Here is a 16,535-nt window from a genome sequence, read left to right on the forward strand (position 1 = left end):
ACAAGGCGTGACCGTTGCGCGCTTCTGACCTGTTCGTTGCGCTGTTCCCGGGCTTCCCGGCGATTCGTTGCACGGCGGGCCCGGGGCGGTCGCCGCGGGGTCCGACCAGGGTCGTACGGGAGGTTCGGGCGCCCCGGCCGGATGGCGGACCGGGGGTGGTTCCACGGCAGGATGTGCGGCCCGCGCCGCGCCGCGAGAGTGGGCGTCGTCCACCCGGCGGGGCGGAACGGCGCCACCGTGAGGGGGCTCGTTCCTCGGTCCGTCGACAGCGAGGAAAGGACCGTTTGTGAAACGTCACTTCAGCGGAAGCGGCAGCGGGCGGCCCGGCCGCGCGCGGGCCGTCGCGATCGGGGCGACCGCACTGCTCTGCACCGGCTCGGCGCTGCCGGCCGGCGCCACCGCCGACGGCGCGGGCCCGGCGAGGGAGGCCGCCACGCTCACCGGGAGCGCCCAACTGCTCCGCTCGTCGGACGACGTCGTCACCTTCTCCTTCGACGCGCACCTGGCCGCCCGGCACGACGACGACCCGCTGAAGGCCACCGGCACGTTCCGGTGGAGCCACTACGACAGCGTCGGGGGCGGCTGGGCCGAGGCCGAGGTGGACTGTCTGGTGACCGGCGGCAAGGTGGCCGTGGTCAGCGGCACCGTCACCCGTACCGACGTCCCCCGGCTCAAGGGGGTGCGGGTCGGGATCACGGTCCACGACACCGGCCGCGCGGACCGGCTCGGCTACAGCTGGGCCGCGACGGGCGATCCGGTGGCGATGGGGAGCGTGCCCGCGTGCGTGGGCTCCGCGCCGTTCGAGAAGGTGAAGGCGGGCACCGGCGACTTCCGGGTGCTGCCCTGGCTCCCCGCGTTCTGACCGTACGGGCTCGGCTCACGCCGCCTGGTCGGCGCGGGCGGTCACGGGGTCGCCGGAGGATACGGGGGTGTCGCCGGCGACCCGGCGGAGTAGCGGCGCAGCAGCGGGGAGAGCACCAGGACGGACTTGGTGCGCTCCACGAACGACTCGCCGGCGATCCGCTCCAGCACCTGCTCGAAGTGGCGCATGTCGGCGGCGAAGACCTGGACGACGGCGTCCGCGTCGCCGGTGACGGTGGAGGCGGAGGCGACTTCCGGGTAGCGCTCCAGGCCGCGTTCGATGGCTTCGGGCGAGGTGTTCGAGCGGCAGTAGATCTCGATGAAGCCCTCCGTCTCCCAGCCGAGCGCCGCGGGGTCGACCCGTACGGTGAAACCGGTGATGGCGCCGACCGCGCGCAGTCGGTCCACCCGCCGTTTCACGGCCGGGGCGGAGAGGCCGACCAGGGCGCCGATGTCGGCGTAGGAGCGGCGGGCGTCCTCGGCGAGGGCGTGGACGATGCGTTCGTCGAGATCGTTGAGTCGCACGGCGGGTGGTTCACTCTTCATTCGCTGGTCGGGCTTGCCTGACGGCAGTAGAACACGCCGGGGCCGGCCGCAGGATCCGGCCGGCGGCGGCCCGCACGGCCGGACGGGCCCGGAACGGCTCCGGGCCCGTCCGCTGCCGTGCGGATCAGGTCCAGCTGGCGTGCAGCGGCTTGCCCTCCGCGTACCCCGCGGCGCTCTGGACGCCGAGGACGGCGCGCTCGGCGAACTCCTCCAACGTCCCGGCGCCGGCGTAGGTGCAGGACGAGCGGACGCCCGCGATGATCGAGTCGACCAGGTCCTCCACGCCCGGGCGCGCCGGGTCGAGGAACATCTTCGAGGTGGAGATGCCCTCCTCGAACAGCGCCTTGCGGGCGCGGTCGTAGGCGGACTCCTCGCTGGTGCGGTTGCGCACGGCGCGGGCGGAGGCCATGCCGAAGGACTCCTTGTACGGCCGCCCGTCGGCGGTGTGCTGGAGGTCCCCCGGCGACTCGTGGGTACCGGCGAACCAGGAGCCGACCATGACGTTGGAGGCGCCGGCGGCCAGCGCCATCGCCACGTCGCGCGGGTGGCGCACGCCGCCGTCCGCCCAGACGTGCTTGCCGTACTTCTTCGCCTCGGCGGCGCACTCCAGGACGGCGGAGAACTGCGGCCGGCCGACGCCGGTCATCATCCGGGTGGTGCACATGGCGCCGGGGCCGACGCCGACCTTGATGATGTCCGCACCCGCCTCGACGAGGTCGCGCACGCCTTCGGCGGCGACGATGTTGCCCGCGACGACGGGGACCTTCGGGTCCAGCGCGCGGACCGCCCGGATCGCCTGGATCATGCTCTCCTGGTGGCCGTGGGCGGTGTCCACCACGAGGGTGTCGACGCCGGCGTCCAGCAGTTGCTTGGCCTTGCCCGCCACGTCGCCGTTGATGCCGACGGCGGCGGCGATCCGCAGCCGGCCCTGCGCGTCCACGGCCGGGGTGTAGAGCGTGGCGCGCAGGGCGCCCTTGCGGGTCAGGATGCCGACGAGCCGGCCGTCCTCGTCGACGGCGGGGGTGTAGCGGCGGTTGGCGCCGTCGAGGTGGTTGAACGCCTCGCGCGGGTCTATCTCCGCGTGCAGCAGCACCAGGTCGCGCGACATCACCTCGGAGAGCTGGGTGAACCGGTCGACCCCGGTCAGGTCGGCATCCGTGACGACGCCGACGGGACGGTGGTCCTCGTCCACCACGACGCCGGCCTCGTGCGCCCGCTTGGGCAGCAGCGCCAGCGCGTCGGCGACGGTCTGGTGCGGGGTGAGCACGATCGGGGTGTCGAAGACCAGGTGGCGGGACTTGACCCAGGCGACGACGTCGGTGACGACGTCGATCGGGATGTCCTGGGGGATGACGGTGAGCCCGCCCCGGCGCGCCAGCGTCTCCGCCATCCGCCGGCCGGCGATGGCGGTCATGTTCGCGGCGACGAGGGGAATGGTGGTGCCGGTGCCGTCCGGGCTCGACAGGTCGACCGCCTGGCGGGAGCCGACGGCGGAGCGCCGGGGCACCATGAACACGTCGTCGTAGGTCAGGTCGTAGGGAACCGGCGAACTCTCCACATGACGCCCCGTACCGGGCTCAAGAAAACGCATAAGTCTCACATTTTCACGCGAAACGGTGCAGGTCACTACCTCGAACGACACAACAAAGAACCCCCGCTTCGTGTTTTCCTCCAGGGGAGGGACGGGGGCTGCTGTTGCAGACGGTGCGCCTGCCTTACGTCAAAAGGTTACCCGAGGTCGAACACGACAGCGAACGGTCGAACCGCACCCGGGCCGCTCGGGCCGGCCCGGGCAAGGGCCGGCGCGGCGGCCCGGTCGGTGCGGTGCACACTCGTTTTCCCCCCGCTCCTGACCTAGTCTGACCGCGTGGTGAGTGCCGAGAGAGCCTTGCGAGCCGTCAGCGACCTGCACATTTCGTACACCGAGAACCGCGACATCGTGGCCGCGCTGAAGCCGGAGTCGCCCGACGACTGGCTGATCGTCGCCGGCGACGTCGGCGAACTGATGGCCGACGTCGAGTGGGCCCTGAGCCTGCTGCGGGACCGTTTCGCCCAGGTGATCTGGGTACCGGGCAACCACGAACTGTGGACGGTGCAGCGCGACCCCGACCAGCGGCGCGGCGTGGAGCGCTACGAGGCGCTGGTGGCGATGTGCCGTCGACTGGGCGTCCTGACGCCCGAGGACCCCTACCCCGTGTGGACGGGCCCGGGCGGACCGGTGCGGATCGCCCCGCTGTTCCTGCTGTACGACTACACCTTCCTGGCGCCCGGGACCACGACCCGCGAGGAGTCGCTGGCCAAGGCGCACCGGGCCGGGATCGTCTGCACGGACGAGTACTACCTGCACCCCGACCCCTACCCCAGCCGCCAGGACTGGTGCGCGGCCCGGGTGGCGTACTCGGAGCAGCGGCTCACGGAGGTGGCCGGGGACCTCCCGCTGGTCCTGGTCAACCACTGGCCGCTGGTGCGCAACCCCACCGAGATCATGACGCACCAGGAGTTCGTCCAGTGGTGCGGCACGGTCCGCACGGCCGACTGGCACACCCGCTTCGACGTGTGCGCGTCCGTCTACGGGCATCTGCACATCCCCCGCAGCACGGTCTACGACGGCGTCCCCTTCGAGGAGGTGTCCCTCGGCTATCCGCGCGAGTGGCGCCGCTTCGGCCTCCGCTCCGACCTGGCCCGTCAGATCGTCCCCCGACCGGAAGGGTCCCCTGCGTGATCGCGACGATACTGCCGGCCTCGGTCCGCTCGGCGCAGTCGTTCACCGACCGCCTCGACATCAGTCTGTTCCCCCAGGAGCAGGCCGTCATCGAGCGGGCCGTGGACAAGCGCCGGGCGGAGTTCACCACGGTCCGCGCGCTGGCCAGGGACGCCCTGGCGGCCATCGGGCAGTCGCCCGTGCCGCTGCTGCCGGACGAGCGCGGCGCCCCGGGGTGGCCGACGGGCGTCGTGGGGAGCATGACCCACTGCGCCGGCTACCGGGCCGCCGCCGTGGCGCGGGTCGACGAGTGCATCGCGGTGGGCATCGACGCCGAGCCGAACGACGCGCTGCCCGAGGGCGTGCTGGAGACGATCTCGCTGCCGGAGGAGCGGCCCCTGCTGGCGCAGTTGCCGGACGCCGACGGCACCTCCTGGGACCGGCTGCTGTTCAGCGCCAAGGAGTCCGTCTACAAGGTCTGGTACCCGCTGGCCAGGCGGTGGTTGGGCTTCCAGGACGCCCGGGTGAACTTCTCCCCCGACGGCACGTTCACCGCACTGATCCTCGTCCCCGCCCCCCGGGTCCACGGCGAGCCCCTGACCCTCCTGAACGGACGCTGGGCGGCGGACGCCGGGCACGTGATGACCGCGATCACCCTGGAGCGACCGGCCGAGTAGCCCCGACCCGCACCGACGCCCCGGCCGCGCGGACCCGGACCGCACCACGAGCGAGGATGAACGATTCCTCGGTGGTACGGGCCGGCGCGGCCGGGGCGTCGCGACTGCTATGCGTCCGGGTCGGCCCGCTCCAGCGCCGGGCGCAGCCCGGGCGGCGCCGACATCAGCAGGTCGGCCGCCGCGGTGTCCGTGACCAGGCTGGTGACGAGCCCGGAGCGGAGCACCGCGCCGATCGCCTCCGCCTTGCGCTGTCCACCGGCGATCGCCACCACCTCGGGGATCCGGCGCAGCCGGTCCGCCTCGACCGTGATGCACCGCTCCCCGAGGTCGCGCCCCACCCGGCGGCCGTCCCGGTCGAAGAGGTGCGCCGACATCTCGGCGGCCACGCCGTAGGAGGCGTACCGGGCGCGCTCCTCCTCGGAGAGCATGTCGTGGACGGTGGAGATGCCCGCCTCCCACGAACCGATGGAGACGGCCGCGACCGTGACCTTGTCGAAGTACTCGAAGGCGCGGGCGATGCCCGTCTGGTGGCGCAGGGCCGCGGCGGTGGCCGCGTCGGGCAGCAGCATCGGCGCGTAGATCGGGTGGGCGTCGCCGCCGGAGACCTGGGCGGCCCGGCGCACCGCCTCCACCGAACCGCGCTCCGCGGTGCCCGCGTCGTACACCCCGGTGAGCTGGACCACGGTGCACGGCGGCAACCGGTCCAGCGCCGCGGCCATGTGGATGGTGGACCGGCCCCAGGCCAGCCCCAGCACATCGCCCTCGGTCACCAACTCGCCCAACAGATCCGCGGCCACTTCGCCCAGGTTCTCCGGATCGGGCGATTCGTCGGCCTCCGCCGGCGACTCGACGACGACGGCGTGCCGCAGTCCGAACCGGGCGCGGAGCGCGTCGGAGCGCTCGGCGTCCAGCTCTGCGGGGACGCGGATCTCGATGCGCACGAGATCGCGCTCCAACGCCGTCTCCAGGACCCTCGCCACCTTGAAGCGGCTGACGCCGAACTCCTCCGCGATCTGGATCTTGGACTTGCCCTCCAGGTAGAAGCGGCGCGCCATGGCCGCCGCCTGTACGAGCTCCGCGGGTCCCATCCGCAGGGCAGATCGTCCCGCCGACCTAGCAGACACCGCGATCTCCTCACTGCTGTTCACACTTCGGATCCGTCATCCTGTCAGATCCGACGGTTGTTGATCAGCCCGGTCGGGCCGAGTTCACTTGTCAGTCGCCCCGCGGTCGCTCGGCGTGATCGTCGGGGCGGTGATGCTGGTCGGTTCGGGCAGGGTACCGCCCTGCTGCGACCGGTCGTGCTTGGCGTCCTCGCTCAGTGTGCGCAGCCCCAGGCCGTCGTGGCGACGGTCTGTTCGGCCTTTGCCCGCAGGGCGCGCACCGCGGCGGCGGGGTCGTCCGCCCCGTAGACCGCGGAGCCCGCGACGAAGACGTCCGCACCCGCCTCGGCACACCGCTCGATGGTGGACTCGGCGACCCCGCCGTCGACCTGGAGCCACAGGTCGAGGCCGTGCTTGCCGATCAGCTCACGGGTGCGGCGGATCTTGGGGAGCATGATGTCGAGGAACGCCTGCCCGCCGAAGCCCGGCTCGACGGTCATGATCAGCAGCATGTCGAGTTCGGGGAGCAGGTCCTCGTACGGCTCGATCGGCGTCGCCGGCTTCAGCGCCATCGAGGCCCGGGCGCCCTTGGCGCGGATCTCCCGCGCCAGCCGCACGGGGGCGGCGGCGGCCTCGACGTGGAAGGTCACCGACCCGGCCCCGGCCTCCACGTACTGGGGCGCCCAGCGATCGGGGTCCGCGATCATCAGATGGCAGTCCAGCGGGGTGTCCGTCGCCCGGCTCAGGGACTCCACGACCGGTACGCCCAGGGTGAGGTTGGGCACGAAGTGGTTGTCCATCACGTCGACGTGGAGCCAGTCGGCGCCGGCGACGGCCCGCGCCTCGTCCGCCAGGTGGGCGAAGTCCGCGGAGAGGATGCTGGGGTTGATCTGAACGGCCATGGCCCAAGCCTGCCACGTCCCGCGGCGCTTCCCCGCCTCCGTCCGGTTTCCGGTGCCGATCGAACGGGAATCGACGCACCCCCACCGGGGAACAGTCCCCGCATTCCCGACCTTTCACCCCCGCTCCGGGAGAGCGGGGGTGTCCGAAAAGCTGTACCGGGGCGATCGGTCAGCCGGTGCGCCGCAGCAGCGCCAGGTACATCGCGTCCGTCCCGTGCCGGTGCGGCCAGAGCTGGACGTCGGGTCCGTCGCCGAGCTCCGCCACCCCCGGCATCAGGGGCCGGGCGTCCACCCACTCGGCCTGCGGGGGCGTCCCGCCGCCGCGCCCGCGCAGCACGTCGTCGACGACGACCCGGGTCTCGGCGAGGTGCGGCGAGCAGGTCGCGTAGCCGACGACCCCGCCGACGCGCACCGCCGCCAGCGCCTCCCGCAGCAGGGCGCGCTGGAGCGGCGCGAAGCCCTCCAGGTCCTCGGGCCGACGGCGCCAGCGGGCCTCCGGGCGGCGGCGCAGCGCGCCGAGGCCGGAGCAGGGGACGTCGACCAGCACCCGGTCGAAGCTGCCGGGCCGCCACGCGGGGCGGGTGCCGTCGGCGACGACGACCTCGTACGGGCCGGGGTTGCCGGCGAGCGCCCGCGCCACCAGCCCGGCCCGGTGCGGCTGCTTCTCGGCCGCCAGCAGGAAGGCGCCGCGCTCGGCGGCGAGCGCGGCCAGCAGGGCCGCCTTGCCGCCTGGGCCGGCGCAGCCGTCGAGCCAGCGGGCGTCGGAGCCTTCGACGGGCGCGTTGGCGAGGGCGATGGCGACCAACTGGCTGCCCTCGTCCTGGACTCCGGCGCGCCCCTCGCGCACGGCCGGCACCGCGCCGGGCTCGCCGCCCTCCGCGAGCCGCACCGCGTACGGCGACAGGTGCCCGGGCGTGGCCGCCTCCTCGGCGAGCAGTTCGTCGACGGTGGCCCGGCCGGGGCGGGCGACCAGGGTCACTTCGGGGCGTTCGTTGTCCGCCGCCAGCAGTTCCTCGATCCCGGCACGGCCCCCGCCGAGCGCGTCCCACAGCGCGGAGACGATCCACCGGGGGTGCGAGTGCACCACGGCGAGGTGGTCCTCGGGGTCCTCGTCGTACGGCGGGGCCACCCGCTGCACCCAGGTGTCCAGGTCGTCGCGGGCGACCTTGCGCAGGACCGCGTTGACGAACTTGGCGCGCCCGTCGCCGAGCACCACCCGGGCCAGCTCCACGCTCGCCGACACGGCCGCGTGGCTCGGGATCCGGGTGCCCAGGAGCTGGTGGGCGCCGAGCGAGAGCACGTCGAGGACGGGCGGGTCGACCTCGCGCAGCGGCCGGTCGACGCAGTCGGCGATGATCGCGTCGTACGTGCCCTGGCGGCGCAGGGTGCCGTACACCAGCTCGGTGGCGAGCGCCGCGTCCCGGGCGTCGAACCCCTCCTTCTCGCGTGCCTTGCGCAGCAGCGGCGGCAGGACGAGGTTCGCGTACGCGTCCCGCTCGTCCACCGCCCGCAGCGCCTCGAAGGCGAGGAACCGCACGGGGTCCTTCACCGGGCGCCGGTAGCTCTTGTGGGGTCCGGGGCGGCGAGCCCCCCGGGGGCGTGCCTGGTCGTTCAAAGGTGCTCCGCTGATCATGGTGTTCTCGAAACGGGTGTTCCTACGGGGGCGCTGGACGGGCGCCGCCCGTCCAGCGTACGTTCCGCCGGCTCAGGGGGCCGCCGGGGCGCCCAGCAGCTCCCCGGGGGCGATGCGCACCCCGCGGGCCCAGTCGGCGGCGGCCATCGGCTTCTTGCCCTGCGGTCGCACCCACAGCAGTTCCACGGCGTGCGAGCCGGTGCCCACGTGGACGGCGTTCTTGCTGGCCGCGAGCTGGCCCGGGGCGAGGTCCGTGCGGTCGGGCACCAGGCGCACCGAGACCAGCTTCAGCCGCTCGCCGCGGAAGACGGTCCACGCGCCGGGCGCCGGGGTGCAGCCGCGGACGACGCGGTCGACGCGCAGGGCCGGGGCGTGGAAGTCCACCCGGGCGTCCTCGACGGTGATCTTCGGTGCGTGGGAGACGCCGTCGGCGGGCTGCGGCACCGCCTTCAGGGAGCCGTCCTCGATGCCGTCCATGGTGGCGCTCAGCAGCCCGGCGCCGGCGAACGCGAGCCGGGTGAGCAGGTCGCCGCTGGTGTCGCTGGCCCGGATCCGCTCGGTGACCACCCCGTACACGGGCCCGGAGTCGAGCCCTTCCTCGATGAGGAAGGTGGCCGCGCCGGTCATCTCGTCGCCGGCGATCACCGCGTGCTGGACGGGGGCCGCGCCGCGCCACGCGGGCAACAGCGAGAAGTGGAGGTTCACCCAGCCGTGCGCGGGGACGTCGAGGGCGACCCGCGGCAGCAGCGCGCCGTACGCGACGACCGGGCAGCAGTCGGGGCCGATCTCCCGCAGCCGCGCGAGGAACTCCTCGTCCCGCGGCTTGGCCGGCTTCAGCACCTCGATGCCGGCCTCCTCGGCGCGCTGGGCGACCGGGCTGGCGACCAGCCGCCGACCGCGGCCGGCTGGCGCGTCGGGCCGGGTGACGACGGCGGCCACCTCGTGCCGCTCGGAGGCGATGAGGGCGTCCAGAGCGGGAACGGCGACTTCGGGGGTGCCTGCGAAGACGAGCTTCATGGGTGGCTGACTGCCTCTCGGCTGTACGGGCGGCGGTACGGGCGGTGCGCAATGAGCAGCGCACCAGTGTAGGCAGGGCTGTTGCCGGCCCGCCCTCCAGCCGCGGTTTCGGACGGGGCGCAGCCCGGGGGACGGACTCAGGGGGCGTATGGAATCCCACGCGCCCTGAACGCGTGCACCCGCGCCCCCGCAGCGTGACCACATGGACGGGTGCGGCGTTGGTCAAGTGAGATTGACCGGTCTCCGACCCGCCCTGCGGTCCGTCGGAGCCCGGCGCAGTGGGCCGCCAGGGCGCGGCCCGGCCCCCTTTCAACGCCGGTTCGAGAGGCTTCCCGATGGCCGACCACGCAACCCACGACGCCCAAGCCCGGGCCAGCCTGCACCTGTTGGTGCGCGACATCGAACGGGTCCGCCGGCAGGTGGACGCGCTGCGCACGCTCACCGCCCAGTTGGGCAACGTCTACCGTCCGCGCCGCACCGGTCCCTCCACCGGCTTCGTCGTCTACGGCCGGGCGCCGGCCCCCACCGTCCGACTCGCCCAGGAACTGCGGGACAGCGTCGAGACGCTGGTGACCGCCGCGGTGGACTTCGACCGCTCCCTGGGCTTCTCCTGGGACGCCGTGGGTTCCGCGCTCGGCGTCACCAAGCAGGCCGTCCACCGCCGTTACGGAGCGCGGCGCACCACGCCGCCCGCGGTCGCGCCGGACGCGGAGCGCGCTCCGGAGCCGACGACGACGCGCACCCTGCCGCCGGGCGGGCTGCCCGCGGCCGTGCCCGCCGCCCGCAGCATGCCGCCGCAGCCGACCGCCACGAACCACACCGTCAATCACACCGTCAACCACACGCCCCGCCACGAAGAGGCCCGCCCGAGCGCCTTCCCGAGCCCGCGCAACGGCTGACGCACCACGCGCCGGCGCGCTGACCGGACGCCGCGAGCGCGCCGCTCAGCCGATGTCCAGCGGGTCGATGCGGATCCGGACCTGATCGGGGCCGCCGCGGGCCGTACGGACCGCCTGGGCCGCCTTGAGGGCCGCGGCGAGGGCCGCCCCGCGGCCCGGGGGCACCCTCAGCAACGCCCGGGTCCACGACTCGCCGACGGGCGGGTCCCCCGGCCGCCGAGGACGCCCGGGCGGCGGCTCCGGTAGTGGCACCGGCCCCAGGACCTCCGCTTCGGCGGGCAGTTCGGCCGCCTCGACGAACGCCTCGACCGCGTCGGCCCGACCACTCACCGACGCCATCCGGGACACCGGGGGGAACCCCAACTCGGCCCGCTCGGCCAGCTCTCGCTGGGCGTGGCCGACCGGGTCCCAACGGACGAGCGCCTGCACCGCCCGGGCCGTCGGCTCGGCGACGACCACGACCGTGCCGCCCTCCCCCTGGCCCCGCACCAGCGCGGCGGCGTCTATCCAGCGCCGCAGCGCCTCCTCCGACGAACGCAGATCCGGCCGGCCGAGCATCGCCCAGCCGTCGAGGAGCAGCGCCGCCGCGTATCCGCCGTCGGCGACGGGCTCGGCGCCCGGCGTGCTGACGACGAGCGCCGGGCGGCCGGGGACGCCGTCCAGGACGTGATCGCGGCCCGAAGTGCGCACGGGCACCGCGGGAAAGGCGCGCCCCAACTCCTCGGCGGTGCGCCGGGCTCCCACCACCCGGGCCCGCAGCCGGGTGCTCCCGCAGGCGATGCAGTGCCAGTCAGTGATGTTTCGCCCGCACCAACGACAGGCCAAGTCCCGCTCGTCGGGTGCCTGGAGCGGGCCGGAGCAGTGCCGACAGCGGGCCGGGGTGCGACAGCGCTCGCAGGCGAGCCGGGGGACGTAGCCGCGTCGGGGCACCTGCACCAGCACCGGGCCGCTGCGCAGCCCGTCCCGTACGACCTGCCAGGCCAGCGAGGGCAGCCGGGCCGCCCGGGCGGCCTCGTCCCGGGCGAGCTCCTCGTCCCCGACGGTGCGGACGCGGGGGGCCGCGGTGCGGACCTGCTCGCGGTCCGCCGTCAACGGCCGCGCCCAGCCGCTCTCCACGAGCTGGGCCGCCTCCACCGTGCAGGCGGTGGCGCCGAGCAGGAAGCCGCACGACTCGTGAGCGGCGCGCAGCTCCAGGACCTCGCGGACGTGCGGGAAGGGGGCGTTGTCGTCGCTGTGGCTGGAGTCCCCGTCGTCCCAGACGGCGACCAGGCCGAGGTCGCGCACGGGGGCGTACATGGCGGCGCGGGTGCCGACCACGGCCCGTACGGAGCCGCGGAGGACGGCGAGCCACTGGCCGTAGCGCTTCTCGGGCCCGGACTCGGCGGTCAGCACCGAGTGCCGGCCCTGGCCGATGAGGGCGGTCAGCGCCGCGTCCACCCGGGCGGCCCGCCGGCCGTCGGGGACGACCACCAGCGCGCCGCGCCCCGAGGCCAGGGTCGCCACGACCGCGCGGGCCAGCTCCTCCGGCCAGTGCGGGCCGGGCAGCGCGGTCCACACCGCACGCGGGGTGCCGCCGCCGACCAGGGCCCGCAAGAACGTCTCCCCCGCGCCGTACCGCACCCAGGTGCCGGGGTCCGGCGGGGCGGGCGGCGGCAGCGGGTCGGGCGACGGCCTGCCCTCGGCGCGGGCGTTGCGCGGCGGCACGGCGAGCTGCACCACGTCCGCGAGCGAGCCCGCGTACCGATCCGCGATCGCCCGGGCCAGCTCCAGCGTCCGCGGACCGAGCACCGGCTCCGGCGAGACGACGGAGGCGAGGGCGGCGAGCGCCCCGCCGTAGTCCGTGGCGGCCCGGCGCTCGACGACGAAGCCGTCGATCAGCCCGCCGCCCTCGCGCCGGCCCTCGCGCACCCGGCGCGCACCGGCACCGAAGCGCACCCGCACCCGCACCCCCGGCTGCGCATCGGCGTCCAGCTCCCGGGGCACGGCGTAGTCGAAGTACTGGTCGAGGTGGAGCACGCCCTTGTTCACCAGGACCCGGGCGACCGGCAGCTCCTCCGCGAGGGCCGCGCCGCGCCAGGTCCGGGGCTTGGCCTTCGGCGCCTTCGCCCGGCGCACGGTCTCCCGGATGAGCGCAAGCTGCTCCGGCCCCTGGCCCTCGGGCTCCGGCGTCCGCTCATCGTCGCTGCTCACACCGACTTTCCTACCAGACGGCACCGACAGCGGGCGCCCTCCGAACACATGGCCGGACCCCGGCTCCTTCGAGGGAGCCGGGGTCCGGGGTGGTTCAGGGCGAGCCGGGTCGGTCCTACAGGCCGACCGCCGCGCGCAGGGCCGCGGTGCGGTCCGTGCGCTCCCAGGTGAAGTCCGGCAGCTCACGGCCGAAGTGGCCGTAGGCCGCGGTCTGGGCGTAGATCGGGCGCAGCAGGTCCAGGTCGCGGATGATGGCGGCCGGGCGCAGGTCGAAGACCTGACCGATGGCCTGCTCGATCTTGTCCACGTCGACCGTGGCGGTGCCGAAGGTCTCCACGAAGAGACCGACCGGCTCGGCCTTGCCGATCGCGTACGCGACCTGCACCTCGCAGCGGGCGGCGAGCCCGGCGGCGACGACGTTCTTCGCGACCCAGCGCATCGCGTACGCGGCCGAGCGGTCCACCTTGGACGGGTCCTTGCCGGAGAAGGCGCCGCCGCCGTGGCGGGCCATGCCGCCGTACGTGTCGATGATGATCTTGCGGCCGGTCAGGCCGGCGTCGCCCATCGGGCCGCCGATCTCGAAGCGGCCGGTGGGGTTCACCAGCAGGCGGTAGCCCTCGGTGTCCAGCTTGATGCCGTCGTCGACGAGCTGCTTCAGCACGTACTCGACGACGAACTCGCGGATGTCGGGTGCGAGCAGCGAGTCCAGGTCGATGTCCGAGGCGTGCTGGGAGGAGACCACGACCGTGTCGAGGCGGACGGCCTTGTCGCCGTCGTACTCGATGGTGACCTGCGTCTTGCCGTCGGGGCGCAGGTAGGGGATGGTCCCGTTCTTGCGCACCTCGGAGAGCCGGCGGGAGAGCCGGTGCGCGAGGTGGATGGGGAGCGGCATGAGCTCCGGGGTCTCGTCGCAGGCGTAGCCGAACATCAGGCCCTGGTCGCCGGCGCCCTGGCGGTCGAGCTCGTCCACGTCACCGCCGTCGGCGGCTCCCTCGACCCGGGATTCGTAGGCGGTGTCCACGCCCTGGGCGATGTCGGGCGACTGCGCGCCGATCGACACCGAGACGCCGCAGGAAGCGCCGTCGAAGCCCTTCTTCGACGAGTCGTACCCGATGTCCAGGATCCGGTTGCGCACGAGCGTCGGGATGTCCGCGTATGCCTTGGTGGTGACCTCACCGGCCACGTGCACGAGTCCGGTGGTGATCAGGGTCTCGACGGCGACGCGAGAGGTCGGGTCCTGCGTGAGCAGGGCGTCGAGAATGGTGTCGCTGATCTGGTCGGCGATCTTGTCGGGGTGACCCTCGGTGACAGATTCCGAGGTGAAGAGACGGCGGGACACATCGCTCCCTGGGGTTGCAGCGGCTGCTGGCTGATCATGAGTGGACCGGCAGGGGGCTGCGGCCCCGCGACGCTCCGTCGACCAGTCTATCCACCGTCTCGTACACACGGTCCACCTGTCTCATTTTTGCGGTTGTGCCGCGGTGGCCGATTCACCAGCAGAGATAAGGCGGGAAACCCCGGCGATAGCCGGTTTTCATCGAGAGAAACACCACTTTTGGGGCACTTTGTGGCGGACGGCGGGCCACGACTTGAGGGACGCCGGAGTCGCAGCGGGATGGCGCGAATTGCTCAACTCGGGGCGCGCCGTCACCCCAGTCGGGGCACCACGAGGTCCCAGACCGTGTCCGCCAGCGCCTCCTTCGGCCCGTACGGCACCGGGGTCTCGGTGCCGTCGGCCGCGAGGACCACCGCTTCACTCTCCGTCGCGCCGAAGGTCTTGCGCTCCCCCACCTCGTTGACCACCAGGAGGTCGCAGCCCTTGCGGCGGAGCTTCTCGCGGCCGTTGGCGAGCACGTCGTCGGTCTCCGCGGCGAAGCCCACGATCACCTGATCGGCCCGGGGCCGATCGGCGGAGAGCTCGGCGAGGACGTCGGGGTTGCGGACCAGGGCGACCGGCTCCGGGTCCCGGCCGTCCTTCTTCTTGATCTTGCCGCTGGCGTACGCGGCGGGGCGGAAGTCGGCGACCGCGGCGGCCATCACGACCGCGTCCGCGTCGGCCGCGGCCTTCAGCACGGCCTCCCGCAGCTTCAGGGCGGTGTCCACGTGGACGACGTCGACGCCCGCCGGGTCGGGCAGCGCGGCGTTCGCGGCGACCAGCGTCACCCGGGCGCCCCGGGCCGCGGCCGTACGGGCCAGGGCGTACCCCTGTCGGCCGGAGGAGCGGTTGCCCAGGAAACGCACCGGGTCCAGCGGCTCGCGGGTGCCGCCGGCGCTGATCACCACGTGCCGGCCCACCAGGTCGGGTGCGGCGGTGCCGCGCGCCAGCACGCGCCGGCACGCCTCGAAGATCTCCGCCGGCTCGGGCAGCCGGCCCTTGCCGGTGTCCACGCCGGTGAGCCGGCCGACCGCGGGTTCGATGACGACGGCGCCGCGCCGGCGGAGCGTGGCCACGTTCTCCCGGGTCGCCGGGTGCTCCCACATCTCGGTGTGCATCGCGGGCGCGAAGACCACCGGACAGCGGGCGGTGAGCAGGGTGTTCGTCAGCAGGTCGTCGGCGAGGCCGTGGGCGGCCTTGGCGAGCAGGTCGGCCGTGGCGGGCGCCACCACCACCAGGTCGGCGCCCTGGCCGATCCGTACGTGCGGCACCTCGTGCACGTCGGACCAGACCTCGCTGGAGACCGGGTGACCGGAGAGCGCGGACCAGGTCGGGGCGCCGACGAACTGCAGCGCCGAAGCGGTCGGCACCACCCGCACGTCGTGGCCCGACTCGGTGAGCCGGCGCAGCAGCTCGCACGCCTTGTACGCGGCGATGCCCCCGCTGACTCCCAGCACGACCTTCGGCTTGACCGACCCGACCGACTCGGCTGACTCCACCACGGCCATCTCCCGCCTCTCCCCGAACTGCTACCGGCAGTCCCTATGACACACCACAGACCCGGCGGACGTGCCGCCGGGTCTGTGGTGAACGCATGGATCCGCCGGACGCGGACTGCTGCTTACGCCTGGCCCTCGATGGCCTCGGAGGTCAGCAGGCCGGCGTTGATCTCGCGGAGCGCGATCGACAGCGGCTTCTCGTGGACGTGGGTGTCGACGAGCGGACCGACGTACTCAAGCAGGCCCTCGCCGAGCTGCGAGTAGTACGCGTTGATCTGACGCGCACGCTTCGCAGCGTAGATCACGAGGCTGTACTTGGAGTCCGTGGCCTCAAGCAGCTCGTCGATCGGCGGGTTGATGATGCCCTCGGGCGCAGTGATGGAAGAGGACACGCTCTACCTTCCGAAAGGGGGAAAAGATCGATGGACGTCTACACCGTGCGGAGCGCCGGGGTGGTCACCGCAGTGACGTCGGGAGCTCTTGCGCGGGTCCGGCGAGATCACTCGCCGGAAGACACCGCCACCAAGGCTAGCAGCTCGCGCGCCACGTCCTCGACGGAGGTGTTGACGAGGGTCGTGTCGAACTCCGATTCGGCCGCCAGCTCCACCCGGGCGGCGGCCAGCCGCTCCTCGATGACTTCGGCCGACTCGGTGCCCCGGCCGGTGAGCCGACGCACCAGCTCGTCCCAGCTCGGCGGGGCGAGGAAGACCAGTCGGGAGTCCGCCAGGGACTCCTTGACCTGACGGGCGCCCTGGAGGTCGATCTCCAGCAGTACGGGCTCGCCCGCCTCCAGCCGCTCCATGACGGCCTGGCGCGGGGTGCCGTAGCGGTTGCCGGCGAAGGTGGCCCACTCCAGCAGCTCGCCGTTGGCGATCATCTTGTCGAACTCGTCGTCGGTGACGAAGAAATACTGGACGCCGTGGCGCTCGCCGGGGCGCGGCTTCCTGGTGGTGGCCGACACCGAGAGCCAGACCTCGGGATGAACCTTGCGCATATGCGCGACGACCGTGCTCTTGCCGACCCCTGAGGGGCCGGAGAGCACGGTCAGCCGCGGACGTACTTCTGCTGCCATGCAGCGATTATCCAGGTTCCGCACGGTGTCCGGGACCGCCGCCCCGGACGGGCGCGGAAC

The 16,535-nt window shown here is 73.5% G+C and carries 15 protein-coding genes; 4 read left to right on the forward strand and 11 right to left on the reverse strand.

Annotated features, from left to right (window positions below):
* The first annotated feature begins 286 nt into the window (after positions 1–286).
* On the forward strand, positions 287–862 hold the full coding sequence (locus ACH4E8_RS32290; protein WP_398455022.1) for a Repetin: 576 nt from the start codon (positions 287–289) through the stop codon (positions 860–862).
* Between the two features lie 41 nt (positions 863–903).
* Here ACH4E8_RS32290 and ACH4E8_RS32295 read toward each other — a convergent pair whose 3' ends face one another.
* Together ACH4E8_RS32295 and ACH4E8_RS32300 are read right to left on the reverse strand one after the other, a co-directional pair.
* Positions 904–1,386 (reverse strand): Lrp/AsnC family transcriptional regulator, encoded by a 483-nt coding sequence (locus ACH4E8_RS32295; protein WP_398455023.1) that lies wholly within the window; start codon positions 1,384–1,386, stop codon positions 904–906.
* A gap of 145 nt (positions 1,387–1,531) precedes the next feature.
* Positions 1,532–2,998 (reverse strand): GuaB1 family IMP dehydrogenase-related protein, encoded by a 1,467-nt coding sequence (locus ACH4E8_RS32300; protein WP_398455025.1) that lies wholly within the window; start codon positions 2,996–2,998, stop codon positions 1,532–1,534.
* 276 nt (positions 2,999–3,274) lie between these two features.
* Between ACH4E8_RS32300 and ACH4E8_RS32305 the strand changes: the two genes are divergently transcribed.
* The gene (locus tag ACH4E8_RS32305; protein ID WP_398455027.1) at positions 3,275–4,129 is read left to right on the forward strand and encodes a metallophosphoesterase family protein; all 855 of its coding nucleotides are present in this window, start codon (positions 3,275–3,277) and stop codon (positions 4,127–4,129) included.
* The gene (locus ACH4E8_RS32310; protein ID WP_398455029.1) at positions 4,126–4,785 is read left to right on the forward strand and encodes a 4'-phosphopantetheinyl transferase; all 660 of its coding nucleotides are present in this window, start codon (positions 4,126–4,128) and stop codon (positions 4,783–4,785) included. The genes ACH4E8_RS32305 and ACH4E8_RS32310 overlap by 4 nt, the downstream gene beginning before the upstream one ends.
* Before the next feature lie 107 nt (positions 4,786–4,892).
* Here the strand turns inward: ACH4E8_RS32310 and ACH4E8_RS32315 are convergent, their stop codons facing one another.
* The 4 genes from ACH4E8_RS32315 to fmt form a co-directional block, all read right to left on the reverse strand.
* Positions 4,893–5,933, reverse strand: a complete 1,041-nt coding sequence (locus ACH4E8_RS32315; RefSeq protein ID WP_398455030.1) for a sugar-binding transcriptional regulator — start codon at positions 5,931–5,933, stop codon at positions 4,893–4,895.
* 170 nt (positions 5,934–6,103) lie between these two features.
* Entirely contained in the window at positions 6,104–6,790 is a 687-nt protein-coding gene (rpe, locus tag ACH4E8_RS32320; protein WP_398455032.1) for a ribulose-phosphate 3-epimerase, read from the reverse strand.
* A 169-nt stretch (positions 6,791–6,959) separates the two neighbouring features.
* Positions 6,960–8,423: an RsmB/NOP family class I SAM-dependent RNA methyltransferase gene (locus ACH4E8_RS32325; RefSeq protein WP_398455034.1), complete on the reverse strand. Its 1,464-nt coding sequence runs from the start codon at positions 8,421–8,423 to the stop codon at positions 6,960–6,962.
* A gap of 72 nt (positions 8,424–8,495) precedes the next feature.
* Complete coding sequence (gene fmt / locus ACH4E8_RS32330; RefSeq protein WP_398455036.1) at positions 8,496–9,440, reverse strand: methionyl-tRNA formyltransferase; 945 nt, start codon at positions 9,438–9,440, stop codon at positions 8,496–8,498.
* 335 nt (positions 9,441–9,775) lie between these two features.
* Here fmt and ACH4E8_RS32335 point away from each other — a divergent pair, with 335 nt between their 5' ends.
* On the forward strand, positions 9,776–10,339 hold the full coding sequence (locus tag ACH4E8_RS32335) for a hypothetical protein (protein ID WP_398455037.1): 564 nt from the start codon (positions 9,776–9,778) through the stop codon (positions 10,337–10,339).
* Positions 10,340–10,384: 45 nt separating this feature from the next.
* Here ACH4E8_RS32335 and ACH4E8_RS32340 read toward each other — a convergent pair whose 3' ends face one another.
* The 5 genes from ACH4E8_RS32340 to gmk all read right to left on the reverse strand — a co-directional run bounded on the left by ACH4E8_RS32340 (position 10,385) and on the right by gmk (position 16,475).
* On the reverse strand, positions 10,385–12,529 hold the full coding sequence (locus ACH4E8_RS32340; RefSeq protein ID WP_398455039.1) for a primosomal protein N': 2,145 nt from the start codon (positions 12,527–12,529) through the stop codon (positions 10,385–10,387).
* 115 nt (positions 12,530–12,644) lie between these two features.
* Positions 12,645–13,868: a methionine adenosyltransferase gene (gene metK / locus ACH4E8_RS32345; RefSeq protein WP_398455041.1), complete on the reverse strand. Its 1,224-nt coding sequence runs from the start codon at positions 13,866–13,868 to the stop codon at positions 12,645–12,647.
* A 308-nt stretch (positions 13,869–14,176) separates the two neighbouring features.
* Positions 14,177–15,406 (reverse strand): bifunctional phosphopantothenoylcysteine decarboxylase/phosphopantothenate--cysteine ligase CoaBC, encoded by a 1,230-nt coding sequence (gene coaBC / locus ACH4E8_RS32350; RefSeq protein WP_398455043.1) that lies wholly within the window; start codon positions 15,404–15,406, stop codon positions 14,177–14,179.
* 119 nt (positions 15,407–15,525) lie between these two features.
* Positions 15,526–15,795 carry a DNA-directed RNA polymerase subunit omega gene (rpoZ, locus tag ACH4E8_RS32355; RefSeq protein WP_361540898.1) on the reverse strand — a complete coding sequence of 90 codons (270 nt, stop codon included), beginning with the start codon at positions 15,793–15,795 and terminating at the stop codon, positions 15,526–15,528.
* A 107-nt stretch (positions 15,796–15,902) separates the two neighbouring features.
* On the reverse strand, positions 15,903–16,475 hold the full coding sequence (gene gmk, locus ACH4E8_RS32360; RefSeq protein WP_361540895.1) for a guanylate kinase: 573 nt from the start codon (positions 16,473–16,475) through the stop codon (positions 15,903–15,905).
* Positions 16,476–16,535 lie beyond the last annotated feature (60 nt).

Source organism: Streptomyces sp. NPDC017979, from assembly GCF_044328175.1.
Classification (GTDB): domain Bacteria; phylum Actinomycetota; class Actinomycetes; order Streptomycetales; family Streptomycetaceae; genus Streptomyces.